A 19320-nucleotide genomic window follows, 5' to 3' on the forward strand; every position below is an offset into this window, starting at 1 on the left:
AGCAACGCCCCGGCAGCGTACTGCCGCCGCGCGGTCACGTACGAGACGCCGGTCGCTGCTACCCACTCCTTCAAACTCACATTGACAAATATGAAACGCTACCTATCGCTAAAGACCACAGACACACCAACAGTCGTTAACCCCTCTCCAGTATGAAATCGGACACGTACGGACTCAGCCGGATGGCTATGATTGCGCCAGACGCCCGGTCGATCGCGTGTCTCTGGAACAGGAGGCAGAGGCCGGGCGTTCCTTGCGTGGGCCGTCGAGGGCGGGTTCGTATGGGAGTGACGGAGCAGCTCGCGCCGGTTCCGGGCCGTGGCGTGCTGGCCGGCGCGTTTCGGGTTCTGGATGCGTTGTCGGCGGTCCCCGATGGTGCCGGGTTGTCGGAGGTGAGCCGACGGTCGGGGCTGGCGAAGGCCACCACCTATCGGCTGTTGGAGCAGCTTGTTGAGCTGGGTGCGGTGCAACGCTGTGGGCGGCGGTATCTGATCGGCCAGGTGATCGCCCGGTTGGCCAAGTCGTGGCAGCCGAACCCGGCTTTGCGGCGGGCCGCGCTGGCACCGGTGCGGACCTTGGCGATGCTGTCCGGCTGCGCCGTGGCGGTCACGGCACTGGACGGCGACCGGCTGACCGTTGTCGCCGGGGTCCGGGGCTCGGTGGGGGAATTGCCGCGGGCACCGGTGGACGCTGACCTTGTCAGTTGTACCGCGGCGGGCCAAGCGCTGCTGGCCGTGCTGCCCAACCGCGATCGTCCGGATGCATTGTCCGCGGCGCAGTGGCGCCGGTTGCGCGCCGTGGTTCGCGGGGACTCGCCGGTGGTGGTGGACCATCAGGACGTGGTGCCTGGGATCTGTTGCCTGGCCAGCCCGATAGCGCTGGGGGTCGATGCGGTGCCTGCGTCGATCGGTGTCATTAAGGTCGGCCGGTTCGTGCCGGCGGGGCTGCCCGACCTTGTCCGCCGGGCCGCTGCCGAGGTCGCCCGGAACTTGCCGGTCCGCTGAGCGGACCGAAGCCTTGTGAGGCGCTGCGGGCGCGGCCGATAGTGGCGTGTGCGTGAGCGGGTCTCCGCTCGGCTGATCCCACTTCTGAAGGAGCCCGGCTGTGCAACCGTGGCAGACCAACCAGCAGGCGCAGCAGACCAGCCAGCGGCTCAGTCAACAGGCGCAGCAGACCAGCCAGCGGCAGTTCGACCTGGCCGGGCGCAACGCGCAGCGGTCGCACGACATGCAGCGGCAGTCGTTCCAGCGCATGACGTGGCAGGCACGCCAGCGCTCCTCGTCGCACGGTGTCGGTTACCGCGCCACGGCGACACTGGTCAAGCTCGCGTTCCTCGCCGGCATCCTGTACGCCGGCTATGCCATCTTCCAGCACTGGCGATGAGCGCGCACAGCGCACCTCCCGGGGGCTGGCGTGACGGCCGAAACTGACCGGGAAAGCTGGCGGCGTCACTTCGCCGAGATTCTGGTCAGTGGTGATCCGGCGGAGGTCGATGCCGCCACCGAAGCGGCGGTGGCGGCGACCGCCGTCGGCGCCGACTGGGCAGCGGCGAACGCCGCGGGGAAGGCGGCCGGCAAACGGTTCCGTGCCGGCACGGCCAAGGCTGGCGATGCGCGGTCCGCCGGCGGGCCGTCGCAGGACGGTCGAGCCAAGGTCTGGGCCGACGATCCCGCCGGTCGAGAGGTTGCCTGGCCGCGACAGCTGGCGACACGGCTGTTCGCCACACCCGAGCGGTGGGGGTGGCAGGCGGCGCCGGGGCCGCTACAGGTAAGCGAGCCCGCCGAGCCGGAGCCGGCACCGCGCCCGGAGTGGGTCGAGCCGCCACGCCCGGACACCAGCGCGCTGCGCGTCGCGCGGAGCTCGGCGGTCACCTCGTTGACCGTGTCGGTCGTGGTGGCGGTGCTCGCCTACACGGCCTACCGGTCATTCCAGACCAAGCTTGAGGCGACGGTCGATGAGTTCGGCGCGGAGACGATGAAGGTCTACCAGGTGGCGGTGATCCTCGCCGCGGCCGCGCTCGGCCTTTACGTGGTTCGCAGGGCCGCGGGTGTCGGGAAGGCCGTGCGTGACATCCGGACCTTCGAGATCCCGCACCGGGCCATGCTCGTCGTGGAGAAGCGGCGCTACCGGGAAGCGGTGCAGGCGTGGGAGGCGGCGGTGCGCCGGTTTTCCGCTGCGGCGGCCGAGTCCGAGCAGGCGGCGACCCGGCAGGCCAACGGCCCGCAGTGGTTTCCGGTGCGGCCGGCGGTGGAGCCGATCCGGGTGGATGTGGTGGGTGGTGATCCGCGCCGGCACGGCTGGGCCAGCTTGCTGGTCACCGTGGGCACGTCGGTGCTGTCGGCCCGGCGGCAGGTCACGCTGCTCGATTTTACCGGTCAGGACGTGGGTGGCGGACTGCTGCGCGTGGCCGAGGCGAGCGGTCGCGTGGTACGGGTCGCGGACTTCGACGACGGCGCGGGGGCGGACCTGCTCGCCAGCGTCCCGTCGCAGGAGCTGCCGGGCTGCCTCGCGCGTGTGATGACCGGCGGTGACGGCGGCGACAAGCGGCAGGAACGCGCCCTGCTCACCGACGTGCTGCGTGTGGTCCTCGAGTGTCTTGGGGGCGACGTGAGCTTCGCCCGGCTGGCCGCCGGGGTTCGGGTGCTGCGGCAGGGTACCGGCGACGGCCTACTGTCCGATGCCGAGGTCAGCAGTCTCGTCGGCCGGGTGGCCGAGGTCGACCAGAATGAGTGGACCTCGCGCCAGCTGCGGTTTCTGGCCAGCAGTCTGAACACGCTGCAAGGTTTCTCCTCGACCGGTCCGAGACCGCCGTGGGGCGACGGTGCGGTGTCGCTGGTCATCACGCCCGGTCGCCGGGATGACGCCAAGGACCTGCTCGACCGGATGCTGGTACAGCTCGCCCAGCGGGCCATGGAGCGAGGTGGGCTGCGCGGCGTCTTGGCCGTGGCCGGGGCGGACCGACTCGGCGCCGAAGACCTGGGCGTCCTGTCCGACCATGCGCGCCGGGCCGGCGTGCTGTTGATGCTGATGATCGACCAGCCGCAGGGCGACCTGGAGAAGACGGTCGGGACCGGCGGCGTGGTGTGCGTGATGAAGATGTACAACCACCGCGATGCCAACGTGGCCGCCGAGTTCGTCGGGCGCGGCTACAGGTTCGTGGTGAACCAGGTGACCCGCCAGGTCGGCAAGTCGTTCACGGACTCGGGCGGCGACAGTTTCGCGGCAACCACCAGCCAGAGCGGCGGCACACACCGCAGGCGGAGATACGGCTGGGTTTCCGGTACTGACATCTCGAACTCCCGCGGGCACACCTGGACCGGTACCCGCGGCTGGCAGACGGGTGACAGCATCGGGGTGTCCACGGCCTCGTCCCGGGTGTACGAGTTCGTCGTGGAGCCGCAGCAGATCCTGGGCATGCCAGAGACGGCATTCCTGCTGGTGGACAACTCCGGGCACGGCCGACGGGTGGTCATGGCCGACGGAAACCCGGGCATCTGCCTGCTCGACCGCGTCGCGACCGTACCGGCCGACCAGTGAGGGTCCGGCAATGACCGCGTGGCGGGGATTCCAGTTCCACCGGCTGACCGAGGTGCCGGTGCCCGGGCCCGGCCGCCGCGACGAACCGGACGACGAGCGGCACCGGCAGGCGGCTGGTGCGCTCGCCGCGTCGCTGATCGGCTCCCATGCGGATCTGCTGGCAGCCGGTGATCCCGGCGCCGCGCTGCTCATCGCATGGGTACGCGCCCAGTCGGGGGTGCCCGTGGACTTCCTGGTCGGTGGCCGGCCGTTTTTCCCGCCTGCGGTAGGCGCACCCGACGGTCACCGGCCCCGCTCGGTGCTGTTCCCGCCTGGCGCCACCGCCGTGGACCTGGCGCCGGGGGATGCCGCCGTCCTGCTGGATGCGCTTCCGTGCTGGGTGCCGTGCCTGGCCCGGCCGGACTCGCTGTGGACCCCGGTCGTCGGCAAACTGGGTACCGCCACGCTGATCCGGGGCTCGTTCGACCGACACGCGGCACACCTGCCCGGCCCGTTCGCCTGGCTCGTGATCGCCGCGCCACTGACCGTCGCGCAGCTCAAGCCCGAGTTGGACCGGCTGGTCAACGAGATCCTGCCGCTGTCGCGGGCCGAGATCGGCGAGGCCAAGCGGATCGAGCTGGAACGCAAGCAGGCCCGGTACCGGGAGCTCAGCCGTGCCCAGGACGGTGCGGGCTGGCGGATTCAAGTACTGGTCGGCGGCGGCGACCCCCGCACGGCCGGCACCGCGGCGGCCATGCTGTGCGCAGCGGCGGAACTGCACAGACTTCCGTACGCGCTGGAGCCCTCCGGCCGGCCTGCGCCGTTCCCTGGCGTACGCCCCGATCTCGCCAACCCCGCGTCGTTCACGTCCGGTACCGAACTGCTCGTGGCGCTGACCCGACCCCCCGAGCGTGAGCTTCCCGGATTGCGGCTGGTCGAGCCGCCCAGCTTCGATGTCACGCCGGACGCGCCGACCGCCGCCGGGCTCCCGCTGGGCTCGGTACTGGACGAGGCGCGCAAGCCCGTCGGCGAGCTGACGCTGGGGCTGGCCGCGCTGAACCGGCACACCTTCGTGTGCGGCTCCACTGGTGCCGGCAAGTCGGTGACGGTCCGGCATCTGCTGGAGCAGGCGACCCGTTGCGGGCTGCCGTGGCTGGTTGTCGAGCCGGCGAAGGCGGAGTACGCGCTGATGTCGGTCCGCCTCGCCGGGCTCGGCGCCGAGGTTGTCGTCATCCGTCCCGGCGATGCCGATACGCCGCCGGCCGGGCTCAACCCCTTGGCGCCGGCCCCGGGCTTTCCCCTGCAAACCCATGCGGACCTGCTGAAGGCTCTGTTCCTCGCGTCCTTCCAGCAGCAGGAGCCATTCCCGCAGATCCTCGCCTCCGCAATCAAGCGCTGCTACGAGGAACTGGGCTGGGACCTTGCCCTCGGCGAGCCCGTACACCCCGGCGGCACGCCCCGATACCCGTGCCTGACGGACCTGGAGCGGGCGGCCGAGATAGTGGTCGGCGAGATCGGCTATGGCAAGGAGGTCGCCGCCGATGTCCGCGGTTTCGTCAACGTGCGCATCGGCAGTCTGCGACTGGGCACCTCCGGCCGGTTCTTCGAGGGCGGCCATCCGATCGACTTCGAGATGCTGTTGCGACACAACGTGGTACTCGAGATCGAAGACGTGGGCGACGACGCCGACAAGGCATTCTTCATGGGCGCCGTACTGCTGAGGCTGGCCGAGCACCTCCGCGTCGCCAATCGAGCAGCCGCCGGGGCGTCGCCGCGGCTGCGTCACCTGACCGTCATCGAGGAGGCACACCGGTTGCTGCGTAACCCGGCCCCTGGCGGGTCCGGCGCGGCGGCACACGCGGTGGAGATGTTCGCCGCCCTGCTCGCCGAGGTGCGCGCCTACGGCGAGGGTTTGGTCATCGCCGAACAGATCCCCAGCAAGCTGATCCCGGACGTCATCAAGAACACCGCGGTGAAGATCGTGCACCGGCTGCCCGCCCGCGACGACCGCAACAGCGTCGGCGCCACTATGAACCTCGCCGAGGACCAGTCCCGGTACCTGGTCACGCTGCCGCCCGGGCACGGCGCGGTGTTCGCCGACGGTATGGACCGACCGGTGCTGGTACGGGTGCCCGACGCCACGGCCCGCGAGGCGCAGGAGCCGGTCACGACCGCCGCGCCCGATGCGCTCATCGGTCGCCGGAGTGTCTCGTGTGGGCAGTCGTGCGTCGACCGGGCGTGCACCCTGCGCCGGATACGGGTCGCGCAGCACCTGCTCGCCGACGAGCCGTGGCTGGCGGCGTGGGCAGAGCTGACCGTGCTCGCCCACCTGGTCGGACGCGAGACCCCGATGCCGCGCGGCATCGTACGTGACGGGTTCCTGGCCCGTGGAGTACCCGCCGACGTGGTCGACTGTGCGGTCTCGCACGCGGTCGACGACGCGGTTGCGGTGCGGGTGGGGGTGCTCCAGCCCGGTACCGATTCCGCGAGCCTGGCCCGCCATGTGGCAGCCGGGATCCGGGCCGTCCTGGCCAGCGTGGACGCCGGTTGCGGCAGCGATGCGCAGCAGTACCTGGCTACGCCGTACCGGTGGCACGCGGTCCGGTACGCGCTGGCCGCCGACATCGACGGCTCGGGCCGTGATCCCCGTAGCGGGGAATGGGAGGCGCGGTTCCGGCGACCGATTCTCGGCGACACCAGGGCGGAGCAGTTCGAGGTGGTGTCCGGCTGGCTGGCCGCCGAAGCTCGGGACGGGGCTGCCCGGGAGGCCACCGTGTACGGCACCCGCCGTCCATCCACAGTGGAACGACTGATCGGCGCCGGGCCCGGCGAGCCTCAGCGGATCCGCAGCGTGCTCGACCAGTTCGATGACTGCGCGTGGGCGATGTCCCTGCTGGGCGTCGACCCGAGTGGGGGGTGACCAGTTATGGCGGACATTCCGAGCGACCGGCCGCCGCGGCGCGATCCGGATGCCAACCCCGACAACGTGCCACATAACAAGGACAACGACCACCTGCTGCCGAACCTCGACTTCCTCAAGAAACTTCCCGGCGACACGTCCCTCGTGACGCGCACGCGGGAGAGCGATAGTGGCCGTGAATCCGACCCGCCGGCCCACCCGTCCGGCTCGCCGGAGTCCGACAGGCTCCCTACCACGCCGCCCGGCGGCGGATCCGCCGGCGGTCCGTCCCCGCACGACGTCGGCGAACACCGCCTCGGTTACAGAGACGGTGGCGGGGACGGTGACCGTGCCGGTGGCTCCGACGCCGCTGGCGTCGGTGTAGGCGCCGACCACGCGGACGGCTCCGTGGGGGTTCCGCCGGTCGAGCCGGCAGGTCGGGCCGGGGCGGATGGGCCCGGCACGCCGGCGGGACAGGCGGACGGCTCCGGTCGGGCCACCGGCAACGCCGACCAAGCCGGCGGCGCCGAGCAGATCACGATCGGGTCAACAGCGCGGGACGGCGAGAGCCACCGGGACGCCGGGCCGCACGCGTGGGCCCCGGGGAGCCGGTCCGCCGACCCACCGCCACCCTCGAACGCCGGGAGGTCCGGCTCCGCCCCGGCCCGCGACGGGCGCCCGGCCGTAGCTGCGGCACCCACCCCGAGGCAGGACGCGCGGCCCGATCGGGCCGGTGCCGGGTCGGTCGACGCCACCGTGCTCGGCGGGGCCGGCACGGCCGCGACCACGACGCCGGAGACCAGGACGCCAGAACAGCGCGTACCAACCGACGCCGTACCGCCGGAGGGCGCTTCCGGCGCCGATACGAGCCATCTGCTGCTGGCCTTCAACCTGCCCACGGACAACGCCTCACCCCGGACCGGCACGCCGGCTGGTGATGCGGTACCGGCTGCCGAGGGGGTGAGCCCGTCAGAGAAGGCGAAGGACGGCCAGTCCTCGACCCGAGCCGACACCGCCACCGGGCCACGCGAGAAGCAACCCCCACCGCGAGCGGTCGGACGGTCGGAGCCGGCCCCGTCGACACCGGCCCCGTCGATGCCGGCCCCCCGGTCCGTCGCCAACCCACCGAACATGGACCTACGCCAATCAGGTGGGGATCCCGCCGGCCAACGGTCCATGTCCGAACATCTTGACGGCGCGACACCCGAACGGTTGCCCGCCGCGGCCAATGCCTGGCACGGGATCGGCATCGAGGACGTGGTGCGCGAGCGCCTGCCGCACACGGACGGTACGCCCTCCGGCCACGACGTCCGCGCGCCCGACGGGTCCTACGTGCTCAAGCCCCAGGTGCTGCACACGGCCGAAGGAGACCGCGTCGCGTACTACAACGCCTGGAACCCGCACAGCCACCGAGTGGAGTTCGCGGTCGGCCCCGGCGACGTCGACACCTTCCTCGATGGCTGCAACGTCAAGCTGAACGTCCCGTTCAGCGACCGGACCGTGAACGCGTGGCAGATGAACGCCGGCAGTTACTTCGGCGTCACCGGCGCCAACACCGAGTGGCAGCGGCAGTCCGCGCAGGTGGTCGACTCGATGATGCGCGGCGACTGGGTCGGCGCCGCCAGGCACTTCGCGAGGTCGTATGCCGAGGCCGCCGAGGACCCGGGCTGGTGGCTGACGGTCGCCGATGCGACGCTCGCGCCGGGCGCGGCCGGGGCCGGCGGGACGGCCGGGCGCACCGCTGCGGGCCGGGAGGCCGGCGGGTTGGCCGGCGCGGCCGGGGAGGCCGGCGCCCACCCGCCGGCACCGGCCGCCAAGCCCACACCCGCCGCCGAGGCCCGACCGGACCCCGCGCGCGGCCCCGTCCCCGGCGCCGCACCCACCCCCGCGAAGGGCGACGGCGCGGGCGCGAGGTACGAGCCGCCCAGCCCCGGCTCGGGCGGCGAGCGGCCGGGGTCATCCGGGCAGTCCGGCGACCACCCCGTCTCATCGAGCGACCGGACGTGGGCCAGGCACGACAACCCGCGCAGCCAGTGGAACGGCTCCCCTCATCTGGCCGGCGACCGGCGGGCTGCCTCGCCAGCGGAGCGGCACGATCGCACCCCGCCGGCGCACGGCGAAGGCAGTCCCGGTCCGCTGGCCGGTGCCGACGACGCCGAGATCGACAAGGCCATCGAGGGCATGACCTCGCCCCGGACGACCGGTGGCTCGCGGCCCCGGATCGACGGCCATCCGGTACCGACCAGCAAACGCGATAGGGTGGACATCCAGGACGTGCCGCGGCTGCCGGGCGAGACCCAGCGCGAGGCGCTTGCCCGGGTGCATCAGGTCGTCGGCCGCGATGTGTCGACCTACGGCGAGGTCAGGGCCGCGTGGAACCGCGCCCGCGACCACGTCACCAGCACCGAACCCCTGGCCAGGCACAACTACGTGAAACTCTACGACCGCACGCGGGAACGGTTCTGGCAGGAGATACGCGCCGACCCCGCGGCCCGGGAGCGATTCGAGAAGGCCGGCTTCCGCTTCTCCGACACGAACCCGCGCAGCGCCCCGATGCTCGACAGCACCCGCATCGGACCAAGTCCGACCGAGCGGCGGCTCAGCCTCGACCACAAGGCAGAGAAGGCGATCGGCGAGAACTGGCGGCTGGCACTGGACTCGGACAACCTCCGGTTCGAGCTGCAGATGCCCAACACCTACCGCGAGATCGTGCAGATGCGACATCCGGAACTGCGCGAATCCGCGGACGACGACTCACCAACCAGATGATCAGCTGGGGGGCGCGAAATGCGGCCCTACCGAACACACCCCGCCTCAAGCCGCGGCCAGGCGAGCCCAGAAGGTGCCGCAGGCGCCACGGTAGCGCGGTCATCGCGTCACGGGCGGGGCAGCGCGGTGAAGTCAGGGTTCGCCCCCCTGTGCCGCAACGTCCGCGAGCGGTCAGTGCTGCTGAGCAAGGCAGTGGCGCTGGGGTAGACACCGGCGGCCGGCCGTGTGGCGCCGGGAGGCCGGCGCGCCCCAGGCGAACGCACGGGGTCCGCGCGGTTGACCAGGTTGGCAGAATCACGGTGTGTTGGAACCCGTCGGGCTGAACGAGATCGAAGAGGCCATCTACCTGGCCTTACTGAAGGGACGCGGCTCGACCGTCGTCGACCTCGTCCGCGAGGTCGGCGCGGACCCGCGGCGCACCCGGGCGGCCATCGCCCGGCTCAAAGAGCTCGGGTTCGTGACGCACCGGCACGGCTCGCCGGCGAGGCTGTCGCCGGTGCAGCCCGACGTCGCGGTGGGTGCGCTGGTGGCCCGCCGCCGCCAGGAGCTCGGCGACGTCGAGCGCGATGCGATGCAGCTCTCGGCGGCGTTTCCGGAGGAACTGCGGACACACCCCGACGAGCTGGTGGAGGTGGTCGTGGGCCGGCGGGCGGTCGCGGCCCGCTTCGCCCAGATGGCGCAGCGGTTGGAGCGGGAGATGCTCGTGCTCGACCGGCCACCGTACGCGCAGGTGGTCAGCGAGGCGAACGGCCCTGAGCTCGACGCGCTCGCCCGCGGCATCTCGGTGCGGGGCATCTACTCGCCGGAGGCCTTCGAGCTGCCCGGCGCGTTCGCCCAGGCCCGGCGCGCCGAGGAGGCGGGCGAGCAGGCCCGGGTGCACGCCGACGTGCCGATGAAGCTCGTCGTGGTCGACGCCACCACCGCGATGATGCCGATGACCGAAAACGGCGACGTGGAGTCCTCGCTGGTGATCCACTCGCCGATGGTGGTGGCCGCGTTGGTTCGGTTGTTCGAGCTGCTGTGGCGGCAGGCGTGCCCCCTGGTCGACTGGCCGCGGGCCGGGGACGAGCGTGACGGCGTCGACCACGAACTGCTGGTCATGCTCGGTACCGGCATGAAGGACGAAGCGATCGCCCGAGAGCTCGGCATCAGCGTACGCACGCTGGGCCGCCGGATCGCCGGGCTGCTGGAGAAACTCGGTGCCCGCACCCGGTTTCAGGCCGGCTTGCAGGCGTTTCGGCGAGGAGGTGACCGACTCACGCCATGACGGGTTTCGGCCGCGTGCGCTCGTTGTGGCCGGTGATTTGGCCTGAGTACGGTCACCGGATGCGCATCCGATCCGTCGTTCTCGCACTGGCCCTGTTCGCCGGTACCGCCGGCATCCCCGCGGCGTCGAGCGCGGCCGCATCCCCGGCTGCCGCGCCGGCCACCGCCACGGCTCCTACCAACATCGACGTGGTGACCCTGGTCACCGGCGACGTCGTGCGGCTCGACACGTTCGCCGGCGGCATCCAGCGCGCGACCGTCATCCGCGCCACCGACCCGCGGTCAGGCATCCACACGTTCAGCTCCGGCGGTGATGTCTACGTCGAGCCGGGCTCGGCCTCCGCCCTGCTGGCCAGCGGCGTCCTCGACGAGCAGCTGTTCGACGTGAGCGCCCTGGTGCGGCAGGGGTACGACGACGCGGGACGCGCGTCGCTGCCGCTGATCCTCGGCTACCGCACCGCTGTGGCGCCACGCGTCGCGCCCGCCGGGTCGCGCGTCCAGGCCGCCCTGCCCAGCGCGCACGCCCTGGCGGTCGCCGAGACGAAGAGCCAGGCCGCGGGCTTCTGGACGAGCCTGTCCGGCAACCACGACATCGCCCGGGTGTGGCTGGACGCCAAGGTGCACGCGACGCTCGACCAGAGCGTCCCGCAGATCGGGGGGCCGGCGGCGTGGGCGCGTGGGTACGACGGCAAGGGCGTCCAGATCGCCGTGCTCGACAGCGGCATCGACGCCACCCATCCCGACTTCGCCCGGCGGATCAGCGCCGCCCGGGACTTCACCGGTGGCGGCGACACGGTCGACCGCGCCGGCCACGGTACCCACGTGGCGTCCATCGCGGCCGGAACCGGTGCCGCCTCGGACGGGCGTTACCGTGGCGTCGCACCGGCGGCGGATCTGATGATCGGCAAGGTGCTCGGCGACGATGGGTCCGGGCTGGAGTCGTGGGTCATCGACGGCATGCAGTGGGCCGCGTCGCACGGCGCGGACGTCGTCAACCTCAGCCTCGGCGGCCCCGTCACCAAGGGCGACGATCCGCTCAGCCAGGCCCTCGACACGCTCAGCGACCAGTACCACACGCTGTTCGTCGTCGCGGCGGGAAACACCTCTCCCGGAATACCAGGCACTCCGGATGTCACCGCTCCGGGCGCGGCCAGTGCGGCGCTGACGGTCGGCGCGGTCACGAAGAGCGACGTCATGTGGTCGGGGTCGCGCAACGGGCTGATGGGTGACGCCGGCATCAAGCCCGAAATCGTCGCCCCGGGCGCCAACATAACGGCGGCTGGCACCGGCGGGGAGCTCTACCGGACGATGACCGGCACGTCGATGGCCGCTCCGCACGTCGCCGGTGCCGTGGCGTTGCTCGTGCAGGAGCACCCGGACTGGGGGCCGGCGCAGTTGAAGGCCGCGCTCACCTCCACCGCCAAGCCGCTGGCAGGTGCGGACGTCTTCCGCTCCGGCGCCGGCCGGGTCGACATCGACCGGGCCACCCGCCAGCAGGTGCACGTCGACCAGGGGGTCCTCGACCTGGGCTACTTCGCCCGGCCGTACGACCCGGCCACGCTGTACCCGACCAGGACGCTGACCTACACCAACGACTCGGCCGAACCGGTCACCCTGCACCTGACCGCCCAGCTGGCCTCGGCCTCCATCACGCCGGCCACGCTGACCATCGCTCCGCACGCCCAAGCGCGAGCCGACCTGACGCTGGACGCGGCGACCGCGGCGACCGGCGCGTACAGCGGTCGGGTGACCGCCACCGGCGACGGCGGCCTGGAGATCGACACGGCACTCGGGTTCTACAAGCAGGACGACACGGTCGACGTGACGTTCCGGGCGCTCGACCGCGACGGCAACCCCGGTACCGCACGGCTGCGCGTCGCGCCGTACCTGCACAACGACGGCCGGTATTACCCCGACAACATCTACCTGAGCCCGGACCAGACAGAGTGGACGCTGCGCCTTCCGGAGGGCGACTACAACCTCTTCGGGCTCATCTCGACGCCGGACGCCTCCGGGCGCTGGTTCCCGCAGGACAGCATCGTCGGCAATCCGAAGCTGTCGGTACACGCTCCGAATTTCACCGTGACGCTCGACGCCCGCACCGCCCGGCCGCTGTCGCTCCAGACACCGAAGACGTCCAGCCCGCACTACCTGACCCTGGACTGGTCGCGTGGCGACCCGGACAACCCCGTCGCCACCTACGACGACTGGTACTGGGACCAGACCGACGGCGCACCGACGCAGGTCTCCGTCGCACCGACGCAACGTGTCGACGACGCCCCGTTCTCCGTCGCGACCACCTGGGACGCCGGCGTGCCGCTGCTGGACGCGCGACTGCTCGGCAAGCCGCTGCCCGCCGTGTTCAGCGGTGGGCCGTTCATCGACGGCAAGCACCGCTATCCCGTCGTCGACGCCGATGCCCACCCGCGGCAGGTGCGCGGCGCGGTCGCGCTGGTGCGAGAGCAGGCTGGTGTGCCCTATGACGACCAGGTGCGCTCCGCCGCCGACGCGGGCGCCGCCGTGGTCGCCCTCTACTCCGCGCAGCCCGGCGCCTTCTACCCGGTCGTGGGCGGGCCGGTACCGGTCATCGCGCTTTCCCGGGAGGACGGTCAGCGCCTGCGTACCCTCACCGACGCGCACCGCTCACCACAGCTGGAGCTCACCGGAACCCCACGCACCCCCTACGCCTACGACCTTACCCTCGTCGAGCGGCAACGGGTGGGCATCGACCTCGGCTACCGGGTCAGCACCGGTGACCTCGCCCAGGTCGACGCCCACGTCTACACCACCGGTACCGGCGAAGCCGGCTGGCTGCTGCACCAGGACACCTACACCGGCTGTGGCTGCGCCCCGCCAGCGGTCGGCGACTACGTGCCCTCGACCGGCTACACGCGCACCGAGTACGTCACGGCCCGCCCCGACATCATCGACTACACGGCCTGGCAGTACCGCGTGGGGCTGCCCGCCGATATCGTGTCTCCCCGCGCCGGGCACACCTACCGACCAGGCCAACACACGGCCCAGGACTGGCTCAAGGCACCGTTCTCGCCCGGCGTCGCCAACAGCGGCAACGGGGACACCCGGCTGATCACCCGCCGCGTCGGTAGCAGCGTGTTCTACAGCATCGCCGGCTTCACCGACTCGGCCGGCGACTGGACCCGCCAGCTGACCGGCTCCGCCGTCAGCAGCGCGCTCTACCTCGGCGACAAGCAGCTGTACTCCTCCGCCTCCGGGCTGACCGGCACGGTCACGGTACCCGCGGATCCCGGCCAGTACCGCCTGGTCACCGACGTCACACACGACGGGTCGGTCGTCGGCCTGTCCACCCAGGCCCACACCGAGTGGACGTTCACCTCGACGCAACCCCCGCCGGACCAGACCACCGTGCTGCCACTCATCGACATCGACTACACCGATATCACCGACGCCCTCACCGGACACGCCGCGCTGGACCTGGCGAACACGGCCCGCACCTCGCGGATCGTCTCGCTGCAGCTGGCCTCCACTCACCAGATCGGCTCGTCGGCGCCCGCCGTCGACCACCTGACCGTGCAAGTGTCCTATGACGACGGAGCGACCTGGCGGCCGGCATCGACCCGGCCCACCGGACACGGAACGTTCCAGGCGACCTACCCGCATCCGGCGCGCGGCCAGTACGTGTCGTTGAAGGTGACTGCGTCCGACGACGCCGGCAACAGCGAGCAGCAGACCCTGATCCGGGCATACCGCCTCGGCTGAAACACGAACAGCGCAGCCCTGTGGATGCCTGGCGGCGGTGCCGGCTAACGGTGGTTGACGTCGTCGATGCGCGAGGGCGCGGAAGCGGCCAGACGGTGGTTTACCGCACCCTTGGTCTGATGGACGAGGGTTTGGTGGTGATCGGTAGGTCCGCTGCGCCGCCAGTGCGAGCGCCGTCGCCGGATCGGCGGCATCACGGCGGGATTTGGTTTGTCGGCGGCCAGTGCAGAACATCACTGGCCGCTGACATGGTTGGGCGGCACGTCTCGGCGCGGAACGGCTGGTTGTTGGCATACTGCAGCCGAACTGCCTGGAATGATTTTGCAGGAACCGGTCACTGGGGTAGCTGCGCAGCGGGCTCTTGTCTTGCAGTTCGATGCTGATCCCGTGGAGCGCGGTCTCACACTGCAAGCCGCGCCTGGCTGTCGAGACCTGCACGATGGAAACCGACATCGACCTCATTGATCAGCTCGACGCTATCGCGTCGTGCGGCCTTTCCCTCATACGATTCCTCATCGCAGCAGGTACCTGGCGGATATTCCCGTCACCCTCGACAGCAAGACGCGATTCGATCACCGAGAGGAACTGTTGCCAGGCGGAATACGAGATCGCCCACACAGCAGCCATTCTTACTTCCGGGTCGTCGTCAACGGCAGCCCTTCATCGGCTTCCCGGGCCATTCCGGTGGTGGCGGACTCGCCGTCTTCCAGGTGACCGGACGGCAGGCCGAGGTGTCCGTCCGCCCAGCCGGTGTTCTGGCGCTGGCCCAGGAGCACATGGCCTTCGGGGTCGCGCAGGATCAGGTGCAGATCGACATGTGCGGTGTAGCGCGGCATCCCAGCTCCTCGTTGTTGATCCTCTTGTGCGTAGGTGACGGGCCCATTCTCGGTACTTGACCTCGATGGGTCAGGTGGGCAGGCCGGTGGGGATATCGGCTTTCCAGAGTCGGCACACCGGCACAATGTCGGGTTCGACGGCGCAGGACGCCTGGCCCATGACCAGTTCCTCGGCGGGGCAGCCGCCCATGCACGCGCTGCCGACTCTGCAGGAGCCGCAGCTCGCCGTGCGCAGTACGCGGGTGAACAGGTCGAACTCATTGGTACCCTTGTTGAGGACCACCTGACCGTCGACCATATTGGCGAAATGCAGGTCGGTGTCGAACAGGAACGAGCACACGTACGCCCGACCGTCCGGGAAGATCGAGATCCGGTCCAGCATGCGGCCGATACAGCCGCGGTACCCGTCCGCGGCGTACCGCGCCATCCGCTCTCGCCGTGCGTAGGTCGGCTGGTACCACACCCGGGTACGGTGCCCCGGGGCAACCTGTTCCAGGTGCTCGTGCCCGGGCCGCGGATCTGGTCGTGGCTGGTCGCGCTGCCGCCGTCCACGCTGATCTGCACGTAGGAGAAGTCCTCCGGCCGCATGTTGGCGAACTTTTTCGCCGCCGGGCCGAGCCCGTTGCTGGTGGTGATGACGTGTTCGTAGCCGAGCGCCTTGGCGCCACGGATGATCGGAATGTAGTCGGGGTGCAGCGTCGGTTCGCCGCCGAGGATGGTCAGTTTTGAGCCGCCCATCTGCCGCCACGTGGTCAGCGTGTTCATGACGGCTTCGTAGGGCATTTTCAATGCCCGGTCCAGGCGTTCGCCCATGTAGCAGTGCTCGCAGCGCAGCTGGCACGCCTCGGTGATGTAGAGGTAGACGTTGCGGAACCGCCCATACGGGATCTTGTCGACCCGTTGCGGCGCGGTGTCGTGGGCGGAGGCGGGCAGGCGGGCATTGCCGTACGCATCGGCGAGCGTTGCACGGTTGCGGCGCAGCGTCGGCGTGGGCAGCGCGGTGGTGGTCACGGTCGGCTCCCTGGGGACTCGGCGGATTCGATCAGCCGGGACACGGCGCGTTGCGCTGCCCGACAGACCTCGGACATCGTGGTGTCGGCGTTGACAACTACGTGCGGGATGCCGCGCTCGGCGGCGCAGTTGGCGATCTCCGGACGGTTGGCCGTGTACCGTGCCAGCCGACCGGCGTGCAGGCGCGGCCGGTCGGTATCCCGCCGAGCCAACACCGTTTGGCAGGACCGGCAACGTAGCGGGTCATCAGCAGCCGGGACAGCCGGGGTGTGCGGGTCCGGACCGCAGACCAGGCACACCCGCCGCTGTACGATTCGGTTCATCACGGTTGGAGCGTCGGCATCCAGCTCCAGCAGCGTCACCCTGGCGCATGTCGCTTCGCCGATCTCGGCCAGCAGCGCCAGTTGCTCTGCGGTGCCGGGGAAGTTGTCCAGCAACACCGCCGAGTACCCGACCCCGAACCCGCGATCCAAGAACGTGGCCCGGAGCACCCGCCGCACCGCTTCCAGGCCCACCCAGCCGAGCGGATCACCGCTTGGGGCGAGCCCACCAAGCAGCTCCGGGCGGGCGCGAACCGCCTCCCGAAGCCGAAACACCGGCAAGCCAAACTCGGCGGCAAGACAACGGACGACGGTCGACTTTCCGGCTCCGGGCGGACCGACCACCGCGACCAGTACCGCTCCGGTGACCGGCGCTGTCCCGGCATGAGATCGGTAAGTCATCCGTGTCCCGGTCATGGTTCACGGCCGGGGTGGTCGTTGGCGACCTGCACGATCGCGGTGGCGCCGAGGAACGTCGCCGCGAGGTCGTCTCCGGCCTGCAGCGTGAGCCACACGTCGGTGACGGCTTCAAGGTCGGTGAAGCCTTCGGCGCGTAGTGCCCGCACTGTCCGCACGAGGCAGCTCAGGGTGTCTTGCATCGCGTGGTAGTCCCGTTCGGCTGCCGCTACCAGGTTCGGCGGCGGCGGTTGTCGGGTGCGGCTGCGACCGGCTGCCGTTGCGAAGCCGCCGGATGGGCCGGCCGCCGGCGGAAGCGTTCTCGTGGTGGAGCCCTGGTCGGTCTGGGCGCCGGTCCGACCTTGCGATACGTCGGCTGCCCCGGCCCGAGGTGGGTTTGGCCTGTTGTCTGAGTGTCGTTGGCTGCTCATCGGCGTTCATCCGTAACGGTGAGGCAGGCGGCTGACGCGTATGGCTGGTCAGTCCCTGCCTGGTTGGCGCGGTCGTACCGCTTGTGGACTGTGTTGGCCCATGGAGTTGGGTGCACTGCTCGATGAGTACGAGGCGGTTCCACCCGGCCAGGCATCCCAGGCACCATCCAGCGGGGTTGGCGACATGAACGCCCCGTACCGCGGCTGCTGCCGTGAGCGCCTGCCCCATCACCTCGGGTCCTTGCGGGTCGACGCACGGGCTGTCGGTCAGCTCGTCCGAATGTTGTAGGAGGTTCGCGTGGTCCGCAGCGCCACGCGAACGCCCTTGGGTATCGGCCGTGTCATCAGGTTCTGCGCTGAGTCCACTCGTCCCCGCCGGAGGTGGACTGGGGAAGCCACCCCTGGAGTAGTGACTTCCTGATGCGGGGCGAACGGAAGCGTTGCGAGGTGTCGGCATAGGAGTCGGCGCCGGGCGCTCGGCTGTAACGGTGCTGGACGCGAAGATGGGTCGGTCGTGGATTGTTGTTGACATGGCGTCAGCAATCAGTAGTTGTGGCCGGCTGCGCTCCCGGGTTGGCGGCACCTGTGCCGTTGGTGGAGTGCATCGGATGGCCTTGCGGAACGAGGCCCGGATCGTCGAGCGGTTCGTGAACTGTTGTGAGGTGTGCCCTTGGCGCGGTCGCGGACATCGGTTGTGGGCATGGTCCAGTCACCTGCAACGCTGTGGCCACGGCCGCCGCGATGGGGAGCCCTGTTGCGTGTTCGATCCAGAGCCATTGTCCGTTCGGGTTGACTTCCAGGAACCACCATCGGCCGTGTCCGTCCACGGCGAAGTCCAGCGCGGCGTACCGCAGCCGCAGCAGCGCCATCAGGTGTCGCACCGGTCCGGCGACTTCGTTCGGGGTGTCGACAGCGTGGTACCGGCACGCTTCGGGTTCACGTCGCCAGTCGAGGTGTGGGGATTCGATCAGCGCGGCGAACATGGTTCCGTCGAGCACGGTTAGCCGCACATGCCGGGTCGTGGCAATCCGCTGCTGCGTCAAGTGGATCGCCCGTTCCCATCCGGATCGGTCGTTCTCATCCACCAGTCCGGCGATCAACCTCGAGATCGGTTTGACCACCACGGCGCCACCGAGCCGGATGGACATCGCGGAGGCGACTGGCCGCACCGTCGAGATCATCGTTTCCGGGACCAGCAGGCCGCTCCGTCCCGCCGCCGTGAGCTGGTAGGGCTTGAGCCCGGCTACGGCCATGTCCGCCGGGTGGTTCAGGTACGGCAGCCCGGCCAGGATGCCGCCGACACCGGCCTGCAACTCTGCCCGGTCTGCCTCATCCGCGACGGCGAATTCGGATGGGCGGCGGTGCCACACCCCGACCACCCGCGCCAGGCTGGCCCCGGCCACGTCGCCGGTCAGCGCCCCGTCCCGAAAGTGGGCGGTCACCGGGGTTGCCAACGCACCCAGCGCGGCGGTGTCGATCCGGCGCACCTCGACACCGGCGGTGTCGAGGTGCGCTTGGACCGCGTCGGCGTGCACGTCGGCGGGGTGGGTGAGAATCAGCACGACCGGGCTCATCGGCCCTTCAGCCTTCCCGGTACCTGCTCGCGGTAGGGATGCCCGTGGGTGCAGATACCACTTCCGGTCTCGCTGGAACGCCTGGAACTGGCCGTCGGTGTGCTGGACGTACCAATCTGCCGTGGGCTTGTCCATCGGTCCACTCGCCGGCCGCGGGAACTCGTCCTCACCGGCGGTGTTGTTGCCGTCGTTGCTCATCTCACCCACTACCTTGCTATCGTTTGCCAGTCATCGATGCGGGTCAGCCGCGACGTGAACGGGAATCGCCGCGAACGAGTCAGTCGTCGAGGCGGCTGCTGTTGTCCGAGTCGCCGATGGTGGTGGTCCATTTCGACGCGGCCGCCGCATGACTCGCCGGGTACAGGCCGATCACCTCTGCCTCCCCGATAAGCGGGTCACCACCGCCCGGATGCGCTTGCTCGAAGTCCATGAATTCATTCCCCTTGTCGTAGCGGCCGTAGCGGCCATGGTCTGCCGCTTCGAGGCCGGCTCTTGCGGATTGGCTTGTTCCCTGGGTGTTGGGCGGTGTGGCCTCCGGTGCGGGATTGCCGGGCAGCCACACCT

Annotated in this window: 13 protein-coding genes and 1 pseudogene; 7 read left to right on the top strand and 7 right to left on the bottom strand. The window is 70.5% G+C overall.

Features of this window, described 5'->3' with window-relative positions:
* Positions 1-323: 323 nt before the first annotated feature.
* The 7 genes from Raf01_RS46730 (at position 324) to Raf01_RS46760 (ending at position 14188) form a co-directional block, all read left to right on the top strand.
* Positions 324-1004 carry an IclR family transcriptional regulator gene (locus Raf01_RS46730; RefSeq protein WP_203924637.1) on the top strand — a complete coding sequence of 227 codons (681 nt, stop codon included), beginning with the start codon at positions 324-326 and terminating at the stop codon, positions 1002-1004.
* A 100-nt stretch (positions 1005-1104) separates the two neighbouring features.
* On the top strand, positions 1105-1383 hold the full coding sequence (locus Raf01_RS46735) for a hypothetical protein (protein WP_203924638.1): 279 nt from the start codon (positions 1105-1107) through the stop codon (positions 1381-1383).
* A 30-nt stretch (positions 1384-1413) separates the two neighbouring features.
* Complete coding sequence (locus Raf01_RS46740; protein WP_203924639.1) at positions 1414-3537, top strand: hypothetical protein; 2124 nt, start codon at positions 1414-1416, stop codon at positions 3535-3537.
* A gap of 10 nt (positions 3538-3547) precedes the next feature.
* Positions 3548-6436: an ATP-binding protein gene (locus tag Raf01_RS46745; protein WP_203924640.1), complete on the top strand. Its 2889-nt coding sequence runs from the start codon at positions 3548-3550 to the stop codon at positions 6434-6436.
* A gap of 6 nt (positions 6437-6442) precedes the next feature.
* Entirely contained in the window at positions 6443-9184 is a 2742-nt protein-coding gene (locus tag Raf01_RS46750; protein ID WP_203924641.1) for a hypothetical protein, read from the top strand.
* A gap of 301 nt (positions 9185-9485) precedes the next feature.
* Positions 9486-10451, top strand: a complete 966-nt coding sequence (locus tag Raf01_RS46755) for a helix-turn-helix transcriptional regulator (protein WP_203924642.1) — start codon at positions 9486-9488, stop codon at positions 10449-10451.
* Positions 10452-10510: 59 nt separating this feature from the next.
* Positions 10511-14188, top strand: coding sequence for a S8 family serine peptidase (locus tag Raf01_RS46760; protein WP_203924643.1), 3678 nt, complete (start codon positions 10511-10513; stop codon positions 14186-14188).
* A gap of 629 nt (positions 14189-14817) precedes the next feature.
* Here Raf01_RS46760 and Raf01_RS50335 read toward each other — a convergent pair.
* The 7 genes and pseudogenes from Raf01_RS50335 to Raf01_RS46785 all read right to left on the bottom strand — a co-directional run bounded on the left by Raf01_RS50335 (position 14818) and on the right by Raf01_RS46785 (position 19318).
* On the bottom strand, positions 14818-15024 hold the full coding sequence (locus Raf01_RS50335) for an NUDIX domain-containing protein (protein WP_239134538.1): 207 nt from the start codon (positions 15022-15024) through the stop codon (positions 14818-14820).
* 70 nt (positions 15025-15094) lie between these two features.
* The gene (locus tag Raf01_RS50340) at positions 15095-15487 is read right to left on the bottom strand and encodes an SPASM domain-containing protein (RefSeq protein WP_239134539.1); all 393 of its coding nucleotides are present in this window, start codon (positions 15485-15487) and stop codon (positions 15095-15097) included.
* 98 nt (positions 15488-15585) lie between these two features.
* A pseudogene (locus Raf01_RS50345) lies at positions 15586-15837 on the bottom strand (radical SAM protein); the annotation flags it as partial.
* Between the two features lie 194 nt (positions 15838-16031).
* Positions 16032-16757 (bottom strand): adenylate kinase family protein, encoded by a 726-nt coding sequence (locus Raf01_RS46770; protein WP_203924645.1) that lies wholly within the window; start codon positions 16755-16757, stop codon positions 16032-16034.
* A gap of 11 nt (positions 16758-16768) precedes the next feature.
* A complete protein-coding gene (locus Raf01_RS46775) occupies positions 16769-16954 on the bottom strand; it encodes a hypothetical protein (protein ID WP_203924646.1) in 186 nt (61 codons plus the stop codon).
* A 764-nt stretch (positions 16955-17718) separates the two neighbouring features.
* Positions 17719-18954 (bottom strand): MvdC/MvdD family ATP grasp protein, encoded by a 1236-nt coding sequence (locus tag Raf01_RS46780; RefSeq protein WP_203924647.1) that lies wholly within the window; start codon positions 18952-18954, stop codon positions 17719-17721.
* Positions 18955-19033: 79 nt separating this feature from the next.
* Positions 19034-19318 carry a hypothetical protein gene (locus Raf01_RS46785; RefSeq protein ID WP_203924648.1) on the bottom strand — a complete coding sequence of 95 codons (285 nt, stop codon included), beginning with the start codon at positions 19316-19318 and terminating at the stop codon, positions 19034-19036.
* Positions 19319-19320 lie beyond the last annotated feature (2 nt).

The organism is Rugosimonospora africana, assembly GCF_016862975.1.
GTDB classification, from domain to species: Bacteria; Actinomycetota; Actinomycetes; order Mycobacteriales; family Micromonosporaceae; genus Rugosimonospora; species Rugosimonospora africana.